At 54.4% G+C, this 19490-nt stretch carries 18 protein-coding genes and 1 riboswitch; of the genes, 2 read left to right on the forward strand and 16 right to left on the reverse strand.

Features of this window, described 5'->3' with window-relative positions:
- Window positions 1-52 precede the first annotated feature (52 nt).
- From leuA to ribD, 13 genes are all read right to left on the reverse strand, one after another.
- Window positions 53-1804 (reverse strand): 2-isopropylmalate synthase, encoded by a 1752-nt coding sequence (gene leuA / locus ACZ5BI_RS05720; protein WP_464895831.1) that lies wholly within the window; start codon window positions 1802-1804, stop codon window positions 53-55.
- 131 nt (window positions 1805-1935) lie between these two features.
- Complete coding sequence (locus tag ACZ5BI_RS05725; protein ID WP_464895832.1) at window positions 1936-2994, reverse strand: LacI family DNA-binding transcriptional regulator; 1059 nt, start codon at window positions 2992-2994, stop codon at window positions 1936-1938.
- Between the two features lie 167 nt (window positions 2995-3161).
- On the reverse strand, window positions 3162-4223 hold the full coding sequence (era, locus tag ACZ5BI_RS05730; RefSeq protein ID WP_464895833.1) for a GTPase Era: 1062 nt from the start codon (window positions 4221-4223) through the stop codon (window positions 3162-3164).
- The gene (locus tag ACZ5BI_RS05735; RefSeq protein ID WP_464895834.1) at window positions 4220-5515 is read right to left on the reverse strand and encodes a hemolysin family protein; all 1296 of its coding nucleotides are present in this window, start codon (window positions 5513-5515) and stop codon (window positions 4220-4222) included. Before ACZ5BI_RS05735 ends, era begins: the two co-directional genes overlap by 4 nt.
- A gap of 2 nt (window positions 5516-5517) precedes the next feature.
- Window positions 5518-5973, reverse strand: coding sequence for an rRNA maturation RNase YbeY (ybeY, locus tag ACZ5BI_RS05740; RefSeq protein ID WP_238127402.1), 456 nt, complete (start codon window positions 5971-5973; stop codon window positions 5518-5520).
- The gene (locus ACZ5BI_RS05745) at window positions 5970-6929 is read right to left on the reverse strand and encodes a PhoH family protein (RefSeq protein ID WP_316098231.1); all 960 of its coding nucleotides are present in this window, start codon (window positions 6927-6929) and stop codon (window positions 5970-5972) included. Before ACZ5BI_RS05745 ends, ybeY begins: the two co-directional genes overlap by 4 nt.
- 1 nt (window position 6930) lies before the next feature.
- Window positions 6931-7713, reverse strand: a complete 783-nt coding sequence (locus tag ACZ5BI_RS05750; protein WP_464895835.1) for a 16S rRNA (uracil(1498)-N(3))-methyltransferase — start codon at window positions 7711-7713, stop codon at window positions 6931-6933.
- Window positions 7713-8819, reverse strand: a complete 1107-nt coding sequence (gene dnaJ / locus ACZ5BI_RS05755; protein WP_464895836.1) for a molecular chaperone DnaJ — start codon at window positions 8817-8819, stop codon at window positions 7713-7715. Before dnaJ ends, ACZ5BI_RS05750 begins: the two co-directional genes overlap by 1 nt.
- A gap of 24 nt (window positions 8820-8843) precedes the next feature.
- Window positions 8844-9869, reverse strand: a complete 1026-nt coding sequence (gene hrcA / locus ACZ5BI_RS05760) for a heat-inducible transcriptional repressor HrcA (RefSeq protein WP_464895837.1) — start codon at window positions 9867-9869, stop codon at window positions 8844-8846.
- Between the two features lie 149 nt (window positions 9870-10018).
- Window positions 10019-10492 (reverse strand): 6,7-dimethyl-8-ribityllumazine synthase, encoded by a 474-nt coding sequence (ribH, locus tag ACZ5BI_RS05765; RefSeq protein ID WP_316087130.1) that lies wholly within the window; start codon window positions 10490-10492, stop codon window positions 10019-10021.
- A gap of 44 nt (window positions 10493-10536) precedes the next feature.
- Entirely contained in the window at window positions 10537-11781 is a 1245-nt protein-coding gene (gene ribA, locus ACZ5BI_RS05770) for a GTP cyclohydrolase II (protein ID WP_316087131.1), read from the reverse strand.
- A complete protein-coding gene (locus ACZ5BI_RS05775) occupies window positions 11781-12374 on the reverse strand; it encodes a riboflavin synthase (RefSeq protein ID WP_316098227.1) in 594 nt (197 codons plus the stop codon). Before ACZ5BI_RS05775 ends, ribA begins: the two co-directional genes overlap by 1 nt.
- A complete protein-coding gene (ribD, locus tag ACZ5BI_RS05780; RefSeq protein WP_316098225.1) occupies window positions 12359-13423 on the reverse strand; it encodes a bifunctional diaminohydroxyphosphoribosylaminopyrimidine deaminase/5-amino-6-(5-phosphoribosylamino)uracil reductase RibD in 1065 nt (354 codons plus the stop codon). Before ribD ends, ACZ5BI_RS05775 begins: the two co-directional genes overlap by 16 nt.
- Window positions 13424-13496: 73 nt before the next feature.
- A riboswitch (FMN riboswitch) is annotated at window positions 13497-13618 on the reverse strand.
- A 94-nt stretch (window positions 13619-13712) separates the two neighbouring features.
- Between ribD and ACZ5BI_RS05785 the strand changes: the two genes are divergently transcribed.
- Both ACZ5BI_RS05785 and ACZ5BI_RS05790 read left to right on the forward strand, forming a co-directional pair.
- Window positions 13713-14516 (forward strand): glutathione S-transferase family protein, encoded by an 804-nt coding sequence (locus tag ACZ5BI_RS05785; RefSeq protein WP_316086675.1) that lies wholly within the window; start codon window positions 13713-13715, stop codon window positions 14514-14516.
- A gap of 22 nt (window positions 14517-14538) precedes the next feature.
- Entirely contained in the window at window positions 14539-15426 is an 888-nt protein-coding gene (locus tag ACZ5BI_RS05790) for a DUF3097 domain-containing protein (protein WP_316086669.1), read from the forward strand.
- Between the two features lies 1 nt (window position 15427).
- Here ACZ5BI_RS05790 and hemW read toward each other — a convergent pair whose 3' ends face one another.
- From hemW to lepA, 3 genes are read right to left on the reverse strand one after another with little or no spacing between them, the layout of a single operon-like run.
- Window positions 15428-16732, reverse strand: coding sequence for a radical SAM family heme chaperone HemW (hemW, locus tag ACZ5BI_RS05795; RefSeq protein ID WP_464895838.1), 1305 nt, complete (start codon window positions 16730-16732; stop codon window positions 15428-15430).
- Window positions 16729-17595, reverse strand: a complete 867-nt coding sequence (gene trmB, locus ACZ5BI_RS05800; RefSeq protein ID WP_464895839.1) for a tRNA (guanosine(46)-N7)-methyltransferase TrmB — start codon at window positions 17593-17595, stop codon at window positions 16729-16731. Before trmB ends, hemW begins: the two co-directional genes overlap by 4 nt.
- Before the next feature lie 3 nt (window positions 17596-17598).
- Window positions 17599-19446 (reverse strand): translation elongation factor 4, encoded by a 1848-nt coding sequence (gene lepA, locus ACZ5BI_RS05805; protein ID WP_238127394.1) that lies wholly within the window; start codon window positions 19444-19446, stop codon window positions 17599-17601.
- Window positions 19447-19490 lie beyond the last annotated feature (44 nt).

The following is a 19490-nucleotide window of genomic DNA, read 5'->3' on the forward strand; positions in this document are numbered from 1 at the left end:
GACACCCTAGCGCAGGTTTTGCAGATGTTCTAACGCAGGTTTTGCAGACGCCCTAGCGCTCGGCGCGGTTGAGGGCGCTGATTACCGCCTTATAGGTAGCGCGGGTAATCGAAGAATCAATGCCAACTCCCCACAGCACCTGACCGGCAATCTCGGCCTCAATATAGGCGGCTGCCCGCGAACTTTCCCCGGTTTCCATCGCGTGCTCTACATAGTCCAGCACCTTGATATCCAAACCGAGCTCCTGGAAAGCAGTAATAAACGCTTCAATAGGGCCAGGCGCCACCGCCTCTAAAGTACGCAAAGTACCGTTATCGCTAACTTGGGCTCGCAAAGACACTACCCCAGTTTCATGGTTGGTATCTGCGAGGGAATCGCACAATTTGAAGCGCCCCCAAGGAGAAAGACTATGCTCTTCGCCGGGCAAATACTCGTCAGCGAAAATGTTCCATAAATGTTTGGAATCGACTTCTCCCCCAAACTTTTCCGTATAGTCCTGAACCAGGCGATAGAACTCTACCTGCAGGCGGCGTGGCAAATCCAAAGAGTAGTCGCGTTTCATCAGGAACGCTATTCCGCCCTTGCCAGACTGAGAGTTCACCCGCACTACCGCCTGGTAATCGCGTCCTACATCACCGGGGTCAATCGGCAGGTAAGGAACTGTCCAAATTACCTGGTTCTGGTCACCGCCAGCAGCCGCAACTTCCTGGGTACGCTTATCAAAGCCTTTCTTAATGGCATCTTGATGAGAGCCAGAAAAGGAAGTGTAAACCAAATCGCCGGTATAGGGCTGGCGAGGATTATTCTCCATGCGGATGCAATACTCTACGGTTTCGCGCACCCGATCCAGGTTGGACAAATCCAACATGGGGTCGATTCCTTGGGAATAAAGATTCATCGCCAAAGTAATTAAATCTACGTTACCAGTGCGCTCGCCCTGACCCAACAGGCAGCCTTCTACCCGGTCAGCGCCGGCTTTCATAGACAGTTCTGCCGCAGCAATCCCCGTTCCCCGGTCATTATGATTATGTACCGACAAACAGATATGCTCACGGCGGCTCAGGTTCCGGCTCATCCATTCGATTTGATCTGCATAGGAGTCCGGCGTATAACGCTCCACAGTTGCCGGCAGGTTCAAAATAATTTCGCGATCCTCATCGGGTTGCCAAATATCCATAACCGCTTCACAGATTTCCAGGGCGAACTCGGCTTCGGTATCTACGAAAACTTCTGGAGAATATTGCAGCCCGAAAACCGTGGAATCATCGAGCTGCTTTTCTGCTTGCGCGATTACCTCGTGCACCCCGCTTACAGCCAGTTCCACGGTGGCGGCTTTATCGTTATGGAATACTACTTCCCGAAAAGTTGGTGAGGTGGCGTTATAGATATGCACATTGGCGCGCGGCACCCCCACTAGGGACTCTACGGTACGTCCGATTAAATCTTCACGCGCCTGAGTAAGCACGGAAACGCACACGTCCTCGGGGATAGCGTCCTCTTCCACCAGCGAGCGCACAAAATCAAAATCTATCTGTGAGGCCGCCGGAAACCCAATCTCGATTTCTCTCAACCCAATCTGCACTAACAAATCGAACAATTTGCGTTTACGCCTGGGATCCATCGGCTCAATCAACGCCTGATTACCGTCCCGCAAATCCGTAGATAGCCAACGGGGAGCCTGGGTAACATTTCTATCTGGCCAGGTACGATCCGGCAGTTTCAGGCAAGTATCCCAAAAATGAGCATACTTTTGAAACGGCATTCCGGAAGGTTGTTGCTGGGGAGCTTTACCAGTAGTTTGCATTCGAAGATTTCTTTCTGCTTTTTAAGTGGCTGGCCGAAGACACCAAAGAATCCCGCGACGAGCCTCGACCAGTTTTACTGGACTTCGTCGCGGCAGCCTAGCAGCAGAATAATCATGCGCACGGGTCTACTCTAAACTGTTTTTCCACTTTCTGGTAACCACCGGCCCGCATATTGAGCAGACAACTGTGGCCCTTGGGTGGATTCCCGAGGAATAAAGGCACCTTCCCCGGCCACTAAACGATCCCCAGCTTTCGGCAAATAGGAGGCACCGAAAATCTGTTTCATCAGTACCGTTACCCCCAAGTTAGCGAGTTTATCGACCGGTTGATCAATTACGCTGATCGTCGGAGACATTACTGAAAACCAGGGAATATCGTCGATTGCCACCAATCCCAGGTCGCTGCCTAGCTGCATCCCCATACTTTTTGCGATCATCAATACCCCCAGGGCAATCTGGTTGGAGGCACAGATAATAATATCGGGACGGTACAGTGCCAATAGAGCCCGGGCGGCACTAGCCGCGGAGACTGCCTCGTGGGGGCAATACTCTACTTCTAGCTCCTCAAATCCACAGTTAGCTAAGGCTCCCTGGAGTTTTTCGGTGCGTCTTTGCTCCGATAAAGAAAACTCGGGGCCTGCAAGATAAGCGGGATGACGATACCCGGCAGCGCGTAGATGCTCTCCCAGGTCTTGCATTGCTCGGGCAGAATCAATCACCACCGAGGGGATCTTGGATCCCGGAGCTTCCCGATCTAGAGCCACCATTGCCATTCCTTCGGGGGAATCCGGATGTTTCCATCCCGGTGACACCCGGGAGGGCGGTACCACTAGCAACCCATCTACCCCTTGTTTTGCCAATGCCTGAATCCCGTTTTCGTAGCTTTGCCCATCCTCATGCGCATTAGATAGTACGAGGGATGCTTCGTGGGAATGAACCGCCCGCTCCACACAATGCGCCAGCATCGCATAGAACGGGTTCATTACGTCTCCTACCACTAACCCGATGGCTCCGGTACGTCCGGTGCGCATCGCCGCTGCTAACCGGTCTTTTTGATACCCCAGTTCTTCGGCGGCTACCAATACTTTCTGCCTGGTATCGGCAGCTAGATGAGTATTCCCATTCAGGGCACGCGAAACGGTAGCAATCGAGACTCCCGCCGCCTTGGCCACATCCCTAATGGTTGCCACTACTAAACGCCTCCTCGCGCTAGAACTTAATGTTAACGATCCTAGCAGGAAAACCCCGGTATAGGGAAACGTTTACAATAATCCTTTTGCCCGCTACGAACGAAACAGAGATAGCTGCCGGCTGCCTAATAAAGCCACCTCAAAGCGCCTATCCCCTTGAGGCAGAGTTAAAATCCCAGACGCCCGAGCATTTTCGTGTCCGACTGCCAATTCTTTGCCACCCGTACATGCAGGTGCAACTGCACTGGACGCCCCAATAGTGTTTGAATCTGTCGTTTGGATTTTATCCGCACTCGGCGAATATGGCTGCCACCTTTACCGATCAAAATTCCTTTTTGGGAATCGCGTTCCACGAACACGTTTACATGCACATCTAACGGTTTAGTTTCCTGCTGAGGGGACGCGGCCCCACCTTGAGCTCCTGTATCGGCAAGAGAGTGGGCATCGCCCGAAGCAACTTCGTCTTCTGTGCCTTTGACATTATCTTTATCTTTTTCCCAGGCGCGGTGCGTACCGTACCCTAGGCTCGGCCCACTATCTTCCCCCTGGTAGAGAATCTCTTCTACCTGCACCGCAATCGAATGCGGAAGCTCTTCGCGTACCCCTTCTAGCGCTGCCTCGCGCACAAATTCCGCAATCAGTTTTTCTACTGACTCATCACTGACCTGGTCGCGCGGATATAGAGGCGGAGAAGGTGGCAGGTATTTCGCGATCTGATCCGCCAGTACCGACACTTCGCCCTCTACCGCACTGACGGGGACAATCTCTTTCCAATCTCCCAGTTCGCCCGCAGCTACCAGTGCTGATACCATTCGTTCTTTCGAAACCAGATCAGCTTTGGTAACCGCCAATATAACCGGAATATTGAGTTCTTTAAGTTCGGCAGCAATATAGCGATCACCCGGGCCAATCTTTTGATCCGCGGGCACGCAAAAAACCACTGCATCCACATCTACTAAGGCTTCGCGCACCATATCGTTTAAGCGTTTACCCAGCAGCGTGCGGGGGCGGTGTAGACCGGGAGTATCGACCAATACAATCTGATAATCCTGACCCTGAACTACTCCGCGTACGTTATGTCGGGTAGTTTCCGGACGCGAAGAAGTGATTGCCACTTTCTGTCCTACCAGCGCATTCGTTAGGGTAGATTTGCCAACATTAGGGCGACCCACGATGGAAACAAATCCTGCACGATGCTCGCTAGGTGCTGTTTTGTCTTGCTCACTCATTCTTCGTCCGTTTCTGTGTCTAGACGTTCCACCAATAGGGTATCCATTTGCCGGCGCCGGCCAGCAACTTCTTTCACAGTAATTTCCAGTCCCTTAGTCAAGGCATGTGATCCCAGCAGGGGCACTTTTCCTAAAGCTTTGGCCAGCAACCCACCAGCAGTATCCACTTCGTCATCAGTTATTTCCAGACCTACTAGTTCAGCGAGGTCATCTAAACCTAAACGGGCGGGCACCAACCAGGTATTGGCGCTGAGTTGCTCCGGTTCTTGCTCGGCGCGGTCATGTTCATCAGTTACCTCTCCGACCAGCTCTTCCAAAATATCTTCAATGGTCACCAGGCCAACGGTGCCTCCCCATTCGTCAACCACTACCGCGATATGGGGAGCGTCCACTTGCATCTGACGCATCAAGTCGTCAGCGAGCATTACTTCGGGGACAAAGAAGGCTTCGCGCATCATTTCAGGGACCGGATGATCCATTAGTTCGGGGCGAGAAAAACAGCGCGAAATCAGATCTTTCAGATAGAGCATTCCCCGCACATCATCGGCGTCTTCCCCGAGCACCGGGATCCGCGAAAAACCAGATTGAATGAAAACTTCGAAAGCTTCTCTGGCTACGGTTGTGGTTTCTACCGCCACCATATCGGTACGCGGCACGATAATTTCCCGAACCAGAGTAGTCCCCAGTTCCAAGGCAGAACGCACGATTTGGCGGTCTTCATCCTCGAAAGCTAGGTTCTCTTCCTGTCCCATTTCGTCGACCATTTCCCGGAAATCTTCCGCGATTTCAGCCCGAGAAGCGGCCTCATCTACCGGACCGAGGGGCGCGATCTTTTGCACTATCCATTCTACCGGGCGAGAAAGAACCGATATTTTTAGCCCAAAATTAACCATTTTACTCAGCCACAAAGCGGTAGCTTCGGGGCGATAATACCCCACCCGCATACCTACAAAAGTGGCAAAGATCAGCAGCAGGGCTCCCAATACCAGTAGCGATACTAACAGCGCCACCCACCAAGTCAAGCCAAACCCTACCATAGCCAAAGTCATACAGGTGGCCGCTAATACCTGTGCAAACAGGCGCCAAGACTGGCAGATAGCCACGGTATGTCCCCGATCTTCCAGCAGGGAACGTACTAACGGCGCGTGGCGGCGCCCTGCTTCTACCAGGTCTTGAGCCCGCGCATGGGAAAGAGTTTGGTAGGCTCCCAGCGCCGCTGCCCAGGCGGCATCTACCCCCACTAATGCGATCGCTAAGGCGAGGAGTCCTCCCGCAGGTATTTGGGAGATCAAGTTTAGCTCCGCTCCGCTAAGAAGGTCAGCAAGAGTTTTCGTTGCAAAGCAAACATTTCTTTTTCTTCATCCTTTTCGGCGTGGTCATACCCTAAAAGATGCAAGATTCCGTGCACCGTAAGCAGCAGCATTTCTTCAGCGGAAGAGTGCCCAGCCCTAGCGGCTTGCGCCTGAGCCACCTCGGGGCAAATCACAATGTCCCCTAAGATACCGGCCTCGGTGGGAGAATCCGCGCTGCCAGGGCGCAGTTCATCCATCGGAAAACTCATCACATCGGTCGGACCTTCTAGGTCTAACCAACGTTCATGCAAGGCAGCAATCGCATCCGGTTCCACGAAAATCAGCGACATTTCAACCGCTGGAGAAACATGCATTGCCTCCAGCACATAGGCGGCAAGCTCTTGGAATTCTTCCCCGTCTATTTGGTATTCAGTTTCGTTTAATACCTCTACGCTCACCGATATTTCTCCCCCTCATCTAAAGTGTTCGCATGTCGTTCATAGGCATCAATAATCAGTCCCACCAGTTTATCGCGCACCACGTCCTCGCTGGTCAAATAGCAAAACTCGATATCCTTAACTCCGGTGAGGACGTTGCGAGCATCTTTAAGTCCCGAAAGCTTGCCCCGAGGCAGGTCAATCTGGGTAATATCCCCGGTCACAACCATAGTTGAGCCTTCCCCCAGCCGGGTGAGAAACATTTTCATCTGTTGGGTAGTGGTGTTCTGAGCTTCATCCAACACGATGAACGCATGAGAAATGGTGCGCCCGCGCATATAGGCAAGCGGAGCAACCTCAATCGTGCCCGATTCTAGCAGCTGGGCGAGTTCCGCCGGTTCCAGCATTTCCCGTAAGGCATCATAAAGAGGACGCAGATAGGGATCGATCTTTTCGGTGAGTGTACCGGGCAAAAAACCGAGCGATTCACCTGCTTCTACCGCGGGACGGGTCAAAACTATCCGGGACACCGCCCCTGATTCTAAAGCTTCCACCGCTTTTGCCATCGCCAGATAGGTTTTTCCGGTCCCGGCTGGCCCTACTCCAAAAACGATCCGATTATTGGCGATCGCCTCTAAATATTTTTGCTGGCCAGGGGTTTTTGCCCTAACCTGTCGGCGTTTAGTACGCAGTACCGGCAAGGTTTCTTGCGATGACATGAGGGTTAACGCCTGCTGGACTGCCGCGGCAGATAAGGGATTACCATGACGGGCAGCTGCAATCAATTCGCCTAGCAGGTCGGCACCCATCCGCGCCTCGCCGGGATTGCCTTGAAAAGTTACGATATTGCCGCGCGAGTTAATCCGTACCCCCGGCAGATTATCTTGCATTGCCCGCAATACCTGGTCTCCCGGGCCAAACACCAGCACCGGATCCAGGTCTTCGGGCATTACCACCTGGGTTAGCTCATCGGTCATCTCAGAGTGCTTCCTTCCGTCCCCAAAAGCCGCTGCAAAGGCCTAACGCCGCCAAGGCAGCCGGCCCGGCGCTAGAGGAGCGTAAAACGGTAGGTCCCAGCCGCGCAGTAATCGCGCCGGCAGCGCAAAACTTAGCAGTTTCCTCCGGGCTCACCCCGCCCTCCGGCCCAACAATCAGGTGTATCATTTTCGCCTCACTTACCTGCTCCCAGGCTTCAATAAGAGGTAGAGAGGAATCCGGGTCGAGCAGCAGAAACTTTTCTTCGCTGCCTGCGGCGGCGATTATTTCTTGCAGCCTGCGCGAATCAGCTAAGGGATCTAGGAGAGGCCAGTTGGCACGGCGGGACTGTTTTGCTGCCGCTTGCAGTAGCGACTCCCACTTCTTAGCTCCCCGCTGCACTTTGGATCCCTTCCATTGCACAATCGAGCGCCCTGCCGCCCAGGGACGCACCCGGCTTACCCCTAACTCGACTGCCGATTCCACTGCCTGTTCATCACGCCCACCCTTTGAAAGTGCCTGAATCAGCCCAAACTGGGTTTGCGGCAAAGATAGGTGCATTACCTGAAGTACTTCAAACTCTAAAAAGTTTTTATCGGTTGCCAGTATCTGGCAGCGTAGCCGCAGCCCCTTAGCGTCCACGAGGTCGAGGGGGTCTCCTACTCCCAGACGCAGCGAACCGACTGCGTGGGCGGCTTCTGCCCCTTTAAGGGATCCGCGTCCTCCTTCTTGCAGGGAGATGAGCGGCGGGCAGGATTCGTCACCTAAAAATACGGGAAGAAACATTAGTGACCTGCAAATCGTTCCCGCAGGCGAGAGAATACTCCGCTATCGGCTAGCGGTTCTGGTTCTACCCGATCTTCTTGTCTAAGCTGCGCCAATTGCGAGATTAGTTCCCGCTGAGCAGCATCTAGGTTAGTGGGTACCTGAACCATAATATTTACAATCAGGTCGCCGCGCCCTTCTCGCTGTAAGCGTCCTACCCCCAAGCCGGCAAGCCGAATCTGTTGGCCAGGCTGGGTGCCAGGTGCAATAGTAATCTCTTGAGTGCCATCAAAAGTATCCAAGTCAACTTTGGTTCCCAAAATGGCGGCCGTCATCGGCACCCGCAATGTAGTCTCCAGATTATCCCCGTGGCGGGAAAATACCCGATGGGCACTGACTTTGATCTCTAAATACAAATCCCCGCTGGGGCCACCTCCCGGTCCTACTGCGCCTTTACCACGCAGCTGCACTTTATGTCCGGTTTGCACCCCGGGAGGAATCTCTACCTGCAAAGTGGAAGTGGTACGTACTCGTCCTTCACCGGAGCACTCGGGGCAGGGATCAGGAATTGTGGTACCGTGACCGGCACAGGCACTACAGGGAACGGTGGATTGCATTTGTCCCAAGAAGGTACGGGTAGAGCGGGTAACCGAGCCGCGGCCATTACAAACCTGACAGGTACGCGGGGAAGTTCCCGGGGCGCAACAGCTCCCCTCACAGGTAGGGCACACTACCGCAGTCCGCACCTGTACCTGTTTCTTTACCCCAAATACCGCTTCCTCTAAAGCGATTTCCAGGCGTTGACGCAGATCCTCACCTCTCCGTCCTCTCGGAGTCGGGCCACCGCCCGACTCCCCTCCGAAAAAGCTCTCAAAAATATCGGAGAACATGGAAAAGTCGCCCATACCGGAGCTGGCGAAACCGGACTCACCGCCCATATCGTAGCGGCGCCGCTTTTCCGGATCAGACAGGACTTCGTGCGCCATCGAGACCTCTTTGAAAGCCTCTTCTGACTGCGGCCCGGCTACGTCCGGATGTAACTTGCGGGCTTTGCGGCGGTACGCACGTCTAATCTCCGCTTCCGTAGCGTCCCGGGAAACCCCTAGAATCTCATAGTAATCAGCCAAGGATCCGTTTTCCTCTTTCCTAATCTACCTGGTCATCATCCGCGATAAATACCGCGAAACCGCACGAACAATACTCATTGCGCGCGGATAGTCCATTCTTTGCGGGCCCACTATTCCGACATGGGCGACCCCGCTTTCTTTATCCCCGTAAGCCCCTGCCACAATGGAAGTTTCCGACAGGGAATGCTCTCCTGATTCTGAGCCAATCGTGACCGTAACTGGCGAATCTTGTTGATCAATCTCTGAAAACAGCCGCAACAAGGTTACTTGCTCTTCCAGGGCATCTAAAATGGAGCCGATCGAACTAGAAAACTCGGGGCTAGAGCGCACCAAATTTCCCGCCCCTACCATCACGATCCTCTCGGTGCGTTCCCCGGTAAGGGCCTCGCGAATAATCGGCAATACTTGAGAGATCACTTCCAGGTGTTCCGGGGCGGCTCCTGCCATTAATACTGGCTCCACCTGGGATATTTGCGATGCTTCCATTCCCTCTAAAGTGGAGTTTAGTAGCACCGCCAAAGAGTGGGCGCTCGCAGAGTCAATCTCATAACGAGTCTCGATACTAGCCTGCTGCACCCGGGCACTATTGGTAATGACGATTACTAACAGTTTGAACTCTGCAACTGGGATTAGCTCGATATGGCGCAGGCCGCTGCGCTCAAAATGCGGGTACTGCACCACCGCTAATTGCCGGGTCAACTGGGCTAAAACCCGAACGGTACGGGCTACTACTTCATCAAAATCAGCGGCTTCTAAAACGAAAGTCTCAATCGCGCGCCGCTGGGCACTGGTAATCGGGCTGAGCTCTGATATCCGGTCTACGAAGGCGCGATACCCCTTTTCGGTGGGTACTCGTCCAGCAGAGGTATGGGGCTGATAAAGATAGCCTTTCTCTTCCAGCACCGACATATCATTGCGAACCGTAGCCGGAGATACCCGCAAATCATGCCGATCTACCAACGCTTTAGAGCCTACGGGTTCACCGGTTTCCACATAGTCGGTGACGATAGCTCGCAACACGTCGTCCCGCCGGATACTTGCCTGGCTCATATCTCCTCACTGTCCTTAGAAACCGTAGCGCTCAATCTCAGCAAAACCTTTGTCAGCACTCGGCCGCCTCGACTGCTAACTCTACCTTGATTGACCGCTACTTATTAACCTCGAACCTGTGATTCGCGCAAAGCTAAAGACAAAGCAGATTACTTGGCAGCCTGCGTCAAAACTTGCACCATGGCTAACGCTGCCTGTACGGCCTCGTATCCTTTATCTTCGCTAGAGGCTTCTAACCCGGCTCGATCCAAGGCTTGCGCTTCGTTATCACAGGTCAACAAGCCAAAACCTAGGGGAATCCGGGACTCAACCGACACTTTGGTAAGACCATAGGTCGCGGCATCGCAAACATAGTCAAAATGAGGAGTACCCCCGCGAATGACTACTCCCAGACAAACCAGGGCATCCGCTTTCCCACTTTCAGCATAGGCTTTAGCCGCTAAGGGAAGCTCAAAGGAGCCCGGAACCCGCACTACTTCGAATTCCGCCTTCGCGTCCTGACAGGCGCGTTTAGCTCCTGCTACCAGCCCCTCCATGACCTGCTCATGCCATTGAGTAGCGATAATCAGCACTTTCTTGCCTGCTCCAGCAATATGTAAGTCGGGAACTCCCGCTCCAGCCATTTTTCCTCCTCAGTACCAGTAGATTATTCCGTAGGGCGCCGCGGCTATTTCTTAGCCACGAAATTGTCGAGATTGTGGAAGGTATGTCCCAGCCGCTGTTTGGTACGTAAATACTCGATATTGTGGGGATCGATCCCGACTTCTAGCGGTACGGTTTCCTCCACTTCAATCCCATCTTGACTAAGCAGCGCCTTTTGCGGATTGTTTGTCAACAAACGGATCTTAAGTAGCTGCAGATCCCGTAAGATAGCGGCCGCAGCCCCATATTCACGCAGGTCAACTGGCCATCCCAAATCAAGATTAGCCTGAGCGGTGTCCCGTCCTCGATCCTGTAAGGCATAGGCTTTAATTTTTTCGCTCAGCCCAATCCCGCGCCCTTCTTGACCGCGCAGATAAACAATCGCGCCGCCCTCATCCGCCACCTGTCTCATCGCTTGCTGTAGCTGCGGCCCGCAATCGCAGCGCAGCGAGCCGAAAGATTCCCCGGTCAGACATTCGGAATGAATCCGCACCAACACGGTCGCCTCTGCTGTCTTTTCGGAGATCAGAGCCATATGTACTGTCCCCAATTCGGAATCCTGATAAGCACGCACCGTAAAATCCCCAAATTGTGTGGGAAGTTTGGCGCTGGCGATCTCGGTAACTCGGGTGATCTTAGCTGGCTCTACCGGTGTTCTTCCCTGAGATAAGAATTCTTTCAGCTCTGCGACTGTAATTAGTTCCAGGTCAAACTTTTCGGCAATTGCCGGGCAGTCCCGGTAGCGAACCATGGAACCGTCATCATGAACCATTTCCCCGATAGCGGCTACCGGCATCAGCTCTGCCAGTTCCATTAAATCAACTGCCGCCTCGGTGTGTCCTGACCGGGTAAAAACCCCGCCACTGCGCGCCCTAAGCGGCAAAATATGTCCGGGACGCACCAAATCTTCACTGCTGGCCTGCGGGTTAGCTAAAGCCCGCAAAGTGGTACGGCGATCCGCAGCTGAAATCCCGGTGGTAACTCCCCTGGCAGCATCACAAGAAACGGTGTAACAGGTGCGCAGCTGATCCTGATTAGCTGGCCATTGAATCGGCAATCCCAGCAAATCCGCACGTTCCGCCGGCATAGGGGCGCAAATATAACCGGAGGTGTAACGCACCATCCACCCCATCCACTCGGAGGTAACTGTTTGGGCGCTAACAATCGCGTCTACTTCGTTTTCCCGGTCTTTAGAATCCGCTACCAGGACGGGTTTTCCTGCCCGCAGCGCCGCGCTGACCCGCGCGAACAACTTGGCCAAGTCACTCATTAGTTTTTACTCCCCTCAAGTAGACGTTCCACATATTTCGCTATCTGGTCAGTCTCCAAATTGACTAAAGAGCCGACCGAAAGCGTTCCTAAAGTAGTGTTATCGCGGGTGACGGGGATTATTGCGACCCGGAAATAGTCCGTGCCCACCGCGGTTACGGTTAAAGATACCCCGTCGATCGCAATCGAACCTTTCCGAGCTATCTGGGGCATTAATGAGGGCGGTGCCGAAATCTGTAGCTCTCGCCAACGCTCCCCTTCCTCTAGGGAAGTTACCGTACCGGTGCCGTCAATATGCCCGGCAACCAGGTGTCCCCCTAAACGATCCGTAGGCAGGAGGGCGCGCTCGAGATTTACCCCCTCGCCCAGGCTTTTTTGTCCCAGAGTGGTGAGCCGGACGGTTTCCGGCATGGCGTAGGCATAGAAGGTATCGCCTGCTACCCGGGTCACGGTCAGGCAAATCCCGGAGGTAGCCACCGATTCTCCCGGGGATAGCTCGGAGGCGAAAGTGCAAGAAATCCCAATTTCGAGGTCTGCTTCTCGCTTATTTAGCGAGCTAATTGTCCCCACCTCTGCGATTAGTCCGGTAAACATGCTGTCCCTTCCTTTTCTAACGCCAAGAAAACATCTCCGCCTAACTCTTTAACCTGTTGTAATTGGAAATCCAGGGAACTGCTCAAAGCGGTAACCCCTAAGTCGCCTATTCCTTTGTGCCCCGCGCCCAACAGGCGGGGCGCTTGGTAAATATGTAGTTCATCGACCAGATTCGCCTTCAACGCTGCGGTCACCAAGGTCGGTCCGCCCTCCAGGAGCGCGAAAATCTCTCCGCGCTGATAGCAGCTTTCTAGTACCGCCTCAAGGTCGTGGGTGCGAGCCTGTTCTGCTTTGCCCGCGAGATAATATTCTGCGGGAAGGTTGCGCTTGCCCACCACGAGGGGACGCGGCTGGTGCGGGAGCTCGCGTCCATCGGCTAGACGCGCCGACAGCTGCGGGTTATCAGCGAGGACGGTACCGGTACCGGCAATAATCACATCCACGCGAGAACGAATCCGGTGTGCATAGGCGCGCGAGAGCCGATTGGTAATCCACTGGCTAGATCCGTCCTTAGCGGCGCAATACCCGTCCAGGGTCTGCGCTACTTTCGCAATCGTCCAGGGACGGCCGCGTCGGGTGGCCTGCACCCAGTGGGCACTAACTTCCCGCGCCTTCGCGAGGGCGTTTGCGTCAATCCCCGCTTCGCTAGCGGACATAGCGTTAATCCCCTGGCTTCTTAAATACTCTCCGCCACCGCTAGCCCTAGGATTAGGATCGGAAACTGCCCAGATTACATTTTTGATCCCCGCTTCAATCAGGGCGCGGCTACAGGGAGGCGTTTTACCGGTATGGTTGCACGGCTCCAAGGTGACTACGGCGGTTAGCGGAGCCGATCCGGTATCCTCTTTCAAGTTGGTTAGCGCATCTACTTCCGCGTGCGCGCTTCCAGCTCCCCGGTGATACCCCATTGACAATATCCTGCCTGCAGGAGAAAGAATAGCGCATCCCACCTGGGGATTTCCTCCGACTCTCGGGCCTTGGAGGGCAGCTTTGCTGGCAGCCGCGAGACCGTGAGTAAGCGCAGCTTTAGAGGGCATTGAAAGCGCCAATAAAAATCCTCCTCGCCAATAGAGTGTTCCGAGGAGACGTGGGCGCGCGCAGACGCCATGAAGGCACAACTGCCCGTGCTGCCTCTCATCCGGACTATAACCGTCGGTACCGGAATTTCACCGGTTCAGCCGCCCATAGTGAGCGGGTCGCGGACTTTACCGCCGGTTCGGATTTTCACCGACCCCGGAGCACCCGTTTATTATGCCACATTTTCTCTCCATTCGCTCAGCGCGCGTGGGTGCCGCGCATTTGCGATAATGGAGCTAGCCTCGAGAACAGGAGTTGTCCATGATCCCGAATTATCGTTTTGGTAGCGAAGAGTTACCGGTACAGGCCGGCCGCTACCTGCTAGTTGTTTCTCCCACCTGTCCCTATTGCCGCCGGGTCACGATTGCGCGGCGGCTGTTAGGTTTAGAGGCCGCGATCGGGGTACGCTATGCTACCGGATCCGGCCCGGATGGTTTCGAGTTTATTCGAGATGGCTATTCCTATGACCCGGTGCTGATGGTGCGTTCAGCGCACGAGCTTTATCGCCGCCAACCCAATTTTGAGCTTGATGATCCGCAAACCGTGCCGGTGATACTAGATTCCCAGCGCGATAACCAGATCGTGGCCACCGAATCCGCCGATATGCTGCTCGATTTTTGCACCGCTTGGAAACCTTTTAGTCATTTTGAAGCCCCTGACCTATATCCGGAAGCTGAGCGAGCAAAACTAGATGCCCTCGACGCTTGGCTAAATAAGCAGCTAGTGGCACCTTCCTGGGCGGTTTCTCACAGAGAAGCTGATGCCCAGAGCAGGCGAGATTTTTCGCTGGCTTTGGAACGCCTGGAAGAAATGTTGCGAGAAAATCCCTTCCTTACCGGTGAGCAGCCCGTCGAAAGCGATATTCGCGCCTTTGTGGTTTTCCAAGTGCTTTCCGCGTCTTCTCCCGAAACCTTGCATGATTTTGAGGCCATTAGCGAATATCTTTCTCGCTTGAGCAAATTACCGGCTTGGGTCAGTCCTGAAGAGGCAGCGGCTTTGGATCCTAACTATTCCGGCAGTGGCAAATCTGAGGACTCTTCCGGGGCGATCGCCTGTAGCGCCTAAGACTTTCCTCTATAGTTAGGGCGTGTTCGATCGCTACGGAAAAGACGTCCTCGCTAACGATAATTGGCGCAAGCTCCCTACTTCCCGCCCGGTTGCTGCTACCCGCGGCTTAGTAGTTGAGGATGTGATGACCGGTTTTGTAGGCGCGGTAGTACGCTGTTATAAAGCCGGCGGCATGTATCTGGTGGAGCTGGAGGATCGCCGCGGCAAAGTGCGAGCTTTTCCGCTTGGAGCCGGTTTTTGGATTGACGGAAAACCCGTGGAACTACGGGCTCCCGCACCTAAAGTCAAAAACGACAAGTCTGCGAAATTGGCAACTGGCCGCGCCGCCACGAATTCTGGTTCGCGACGCGACCCTTGCCAGGGCAAGCAGCGGGCGCGGGTAGCGCGGGCTTCCCGGATTTGGGTGGAAGGACGCCATGACGCGGAGCTAGTAGAACACGTTTGGGGTGATGACCTGCGAGAGTTAGGGGTGGTAGTAGAAATCCTGGATGGGGTGGATCATCTTCAGGAACGACTAGCAGAGTTTGCTCCCACCCCGCGGACAAGAATCGGCGCCTTAGTCGATCACCTGGTAGCCGGTTCTAAAGAGTCCCGAATCGCCCAGCAGTGTATCGACACTTTTGGCGAGGACGCAGTCGCGATTGCCGGGCACCCCTTTGTGGACGTGTGGCAGGCCGTAAAACCGCAACGCCTGGGGTTATCCACCTGGCCGCAGGTGCCGCGCGGCACCGATATTAAAGTGGGTAGCCTGCAAGCGCTCGGCTTGCCGGCTGAAACCCAAGCGGATATTGCTCAGGGTTGGAAACATATTTTGCGCCAAGTGCGCGACTGGCGGGATCTGGAACCAGGTCTTTTAGGGCCGGTAGAGTCCCTAATCGATTTCGTTACCGCCGCCGGCACCCGCTAACTTACCAGCCCAGTAACTGACCAGTAACATAGTCAGCCATTAGACGCCCCCGCAAAGTTAATATCGCTTCGCCGCGGCGTGCCGCCGCTTCTTCAAGATATCCCGCTGCCACCAGCGCCGGTAACTGGGCTCGTTCTTCTGCGCGCAAACTTTTTACTCCCGCTGCGGTGCGCAACCCCAACATAACTCGTTCCAATTCCCGGCTGTCCGCAGCGAGCACCTCCCCGTCTTGTACCGGGAGTTCACCGGCGGCTACGCGGCTAGCGTAGCCGCGGGGATGTTTTTGATTCCACCAACGCACCTGGCCGAGATGAGAATGCGCGCCCGGCCCAATCCCCCACCAATTCCAGTCCCGCCAATAAGCCAGGTTGTGCCGCGAGGTATTCGCCAAATAAGTAGCATCGGGAATCTGCGGGCTAGGAAACTGTTCGGTATCTAGCCGCTTTGCCCAGTTGGAGATCTCGTACCATTTAAAACCTGCCGCTTTTAGCAGCGAGTCTGCCATTTCATATTTTTCCGCCTGACTATCGGGATCGATGGGAGACAGCTTTCCGTGATCGACTAGGGCGTGCATTTTGGTGCCCGGCTCAATCACCAAAGAATAGGCGCTAATATGGTCAACTTCTAAGGCCAAGGCTGCCTGTAGAGAGGCTTCCCAATCAGTCAAGGACTCCCCCGGAGTCCCGTAAATCAGATCTAAAGAAACCGCGAGGCCGGCGCCACGCAGCGCCGCTACTGCTTGGGGAAGATTTTCCGGGCGATGAGTGCGATCCAAAGTGGTTAATATCCGCGGCAGTGCCGATTGCATTCCCAGGGACACGCGAGTAAATCCACTGGCGGCTAGCTCCCGTGCCACCTGGTCAGTTATCGTGTCGGGGTTAGCTTCAATCGAAACCTCAGCGCCCGGAGCTATCCCCCAAGTATCCTGTATCTCCGCCAAAATTGCCCGTAACGCCCGCACGCTTAGCAGGGTGGGGGTACCTCCTCCAAAATAAACCGAGGAGGCCGGGGGTGGAACCAGCTTATGCTCACGCAAAAACTGAGCTGCCAGCGCCATCTCTTTACGCGCCGAATCATGGTAGCTTGCCCGATCCGCACCCGCTCCAAAATCCTTCACATAAGTGTTAAAGTCACAGTACCCACACCGCACCCGACAAAAAGGCACATGAATATAGACCGCGAAGTCGGTCGCCTGCTGCCCCAAATCGAGCTGAGCCGCGCCCTCTCTCGCTACTGTAGACGGCTGCGAGCGTCCGTCCTCATAAGCAGCGGAAAAAAGCTCTTTTAGCTTAGAGGTGCCGCTCACGAAAGCCGCTGCGCCACCAAGTCAAACACTTCCCGTCCCGCATCTATTGCGCGCCGCTCAAACTTGGTCATTACGCGTCCTTCCCAACGCGGAGCGAAACCACCCCGCCCCGGATCGGGATCATCCTCATGGGGATTAACCCCAGCATAGGGATTCTCAAAATAGGGGGAATCCTCAATGACGTCCCGCATCTGGAAAGCATAATCAGACCAGTCAGTGGCCAGGCGCCAAACTCCCCCCGGACGCAATACTCGCGCCACCGTTTGCGCAAATTCGGCCTGCACTAGACGCCGTTTATGATGTTTAGTTTTGCGCCACGGATCCGGGAAGAAAGTCCACACCTCATCCAAGGAGGCTTCGGGAAATAGAATCGGTAAAGCTTGCGCCGCGTCAGCCTCAATAATCCGCAGGTTATCCACCCCGGCTTTAACCGCTTTGGACACGGTTTGCGCCACTCCCGGGCGATAAACTTCGAATCCGATGTAGTCCCGATCTGGATGCGATACCGCCGCCGACACGATCTGATCGCCGTTACCAGTACCAATTTCCAGGCGCACCACGGCTTTGCGATCAAAGAGACGTCTAAACGATAAGGGTTTCGCATCCTCGGCCACCGCGGTATGTCCGGCACCGACGGGTACCGTTACTACATAGTCGCCGGCATGGGCGTCCCAAGTATGTTGCAAAGAATCGCTAAGCTGACGTGCCCGGGAAACAAAAGACTTCGATCTGGCCAGATAGCGTCCTTCCGGTGACGACAGGTCAATTTCTTGAGCCTGCCCTCCGGTCTCGCCCTCCGTTAGTTCCTCCTCAGAAACTAGGTTTTCCGTCGCTTCCTCGCGCTCAGATAGTTCTTCACTCATGACTTACCCCTTTCCCGTGGGAGTATCTTGGGTTATAGCATCAATGAAAGCCGAGTTCGGGATTTCCACCGAACCCACTGCTTTCATTCGTTTCTTTCCTGCCTTTTGTTTTTCTAAAAGTTTGCGTTTACGGGAAATATCCCCGCCATAGCATTTCGCCAACATATCTTTGCGCAGCGCTCGAATAGTCTGCCGGGCAATAATCCGCGAACCCACCGCCGCCTGAACTGGAATCTCAAACTGCTGGCGGGGAATCAACTCTTTTAGCCGCCGCGTCATCTTATCCCCATATGCATAAGCCGCATCACGATGCACAATGGCACTAAACGCATCCACGCCCTCGCCATTTAACAAAATATCTACTTTCACCAGATCCGCAGATTGGGTACCGGCCTCATGATAATCCAAGGAAGCAAAGCCTCGCGTCCGGGATTTAAGCTGGTCAAAGAAGTCAAACACGATCTCCGCTAAAGGCAGACGATAATGCATCTCTACCCGGTCAGAGGATAGATACTCCATTTTCCCTAAGGTGCCTCGCCTGCCCTGGCAAAGCTCCATGATTCGTCCTACGTAATCGTTAGGGGTCAAAACGGTGGCTTCCACTACCGGTTCTTGCACGTCCAGGACTTTCCCATCCGGATACTCGGAAGGATTAGTCACTTCTAGTTCCGTACCATCCTCTTGAGTAACGTGATAAACCACCGAGGGCGCCGTAGCGATAATCGACAGTCCCGCCTCCCGCTCCAAGCGTTCCTTCACGATCTCTAGGTGTAGCAGCCCCAAGAATCCGCAGCGAAAACCAAACCCCAAAGCCACGGAAGTTTCGGGTTCAAAAGTAATCGCCGCATCGTTTAACTGCAGCCGATCCAGCGCCTCCCGCAAATCCGGGAAATCATCGCCATCTACCGGATAGATCCCCGAATAAACCATGGGTTTAGGTTCTTGATAGCCAGGCAGAATCTCACTGGCCGGATCCTTAGCACTGGTTACCGTGTCACCAACTTTAGATAACCGCACGTCCTTCGCACCAGTAATCAAATAACCCACTTCGCCCGGTCCCAGGCCAGCTGCCGGGGTAGGCTCCGGAGAAATAACCCCAATCTCTAGCAGCTCATGCTCAGAACCAGTGGACATCATTTTTACCCGCTGCCCCTTTTTAAGGCTGCCATCCATCATCCGCACATAGGTCACTACTCCGCGGTAAGTGTCGTAGACGGAATCAAAAATCAGGGCACGCGGTTCCTTACTGCTGGATTTAGGGCATGGAACCTCCGCTACGATCCGATCCAGGAGCTCTGGCACCCCTTCACCGGTCTTGGCTGATACTCGCAGGCATTCCTCGGGGGATCCTCCCAACAGTCCCGCTATTTCCTCCGCACAGCGATCTGGTTGCGCCGCCGGAAGATCAATCTTATTAAGTACCGGAATAATTACCAGGTCATGTTCCATCGCCAAATAGAGATTGGCTAGGGTTTGTGCTTCGATCCCCTGCGAGGAATCAATTAATAAGATCGCCCCTTCGCAAGCGGCTAGCGAACGCGACACCTCATAAGAAAAGTCCACGTGACCGGGGGTATCAATCATATTCAGCACATAGTGGGTGTCCCCCACCTGCCAGGGCATACGCACCGCCTGAGATTTAATCGTGATCCCGCGTTCGCGTTCAATGTCCATCCGATCCAGATATTGTTCGCGCATTTCTCGTTCCGAGACCACCCCGGTATCCCCCAACATCCGATCAGCCAGCGTAGACTTGCCGTGATCAATATGGGCGATGATACAAAAATTACGAATCTGCTGGGGATCCGTGTTACCGGGGGCAATCCCTAAATCCCGCTCGCTGTTAGCCAATACTATTATCTTCCTATTAAAATCCCGCTGTCTTCTCGCGTTAT

It is taken from the genome of Varibaculum sp. GTC20041, from assembly GCF_055387755.1.

Bases quoted from the DNA above. Each gene is read 5' to 3' on its own strand.
- leuA (WP_464895831.1), bottom strand. From the start codon at position 1,804: ATGCAAACTACTGGTAAAGCTCCCCAGCAACAACCTTCCGGAATGCCG.
- era (WP_464895833.1), bottom strand. From the start codon at position 4,223: ATGAGTGAGCAAGACAAAACAGCACCTAGCGAGCATCGTGCAGGATTT.
- ACZ5BI_RS05745 (WP_316098231.1), bottom strand. From the start codon at position 6,929: ATGACCGATGAGCTAACCCAGGTGGTAATGCCCGAAGACCTGGATCCG.
- ACZ5BI_RS05750 (WP_464895835.1), bottom strand. From the start codon at position 7,713: ATGTTTCTTCCCGTATTTTTAGGTGACGAATCCTGCCCGCCGCTCATC.
- hrcA (WP_464895837.1), bottom strand. From the start codon at position 9,869: ATGAGCCAGGCAAGTATCCGGCGGGACGACGTGTTGCGAGCTATCGTC.
- ribH (WP_316087130.1), bottom strand. From the start codon at position 10,492: ATGGCTGGAGCGGGAGTTCCCGACTTACATATTGCTGGAGCAGGCAAG.
- ribA (WP_316087131.1), bottom strand. From the start codon at position 11,781: ATGAGTGACTTGGCCAAGTTGTTCGCGCGGGTCAGCGCGGCGCTGCGG.
- ACZ5BI_RS05775 (WP_316098227.1), bottom strand. From the start codon at position 12,374: ATGTTTACCGGACTAATCGCAGAGGTGGGGACAATTAGCTCGCTAAAT.
- ACZ5BI_RS05785 (WP_316086675.1), top strand. From the start codon at position 13,713: ATGATCCCGAATTATCGTTTTGGTAGCGAAGAGTTACCGGTACAGGCC.
- trmB (WP_464895839.1), bottom strand. From the start codon at position 17,595: ATGAGTGAAGAACTATCTGAGCGCGAGGAAGCGACGGAAAACCTAGTT.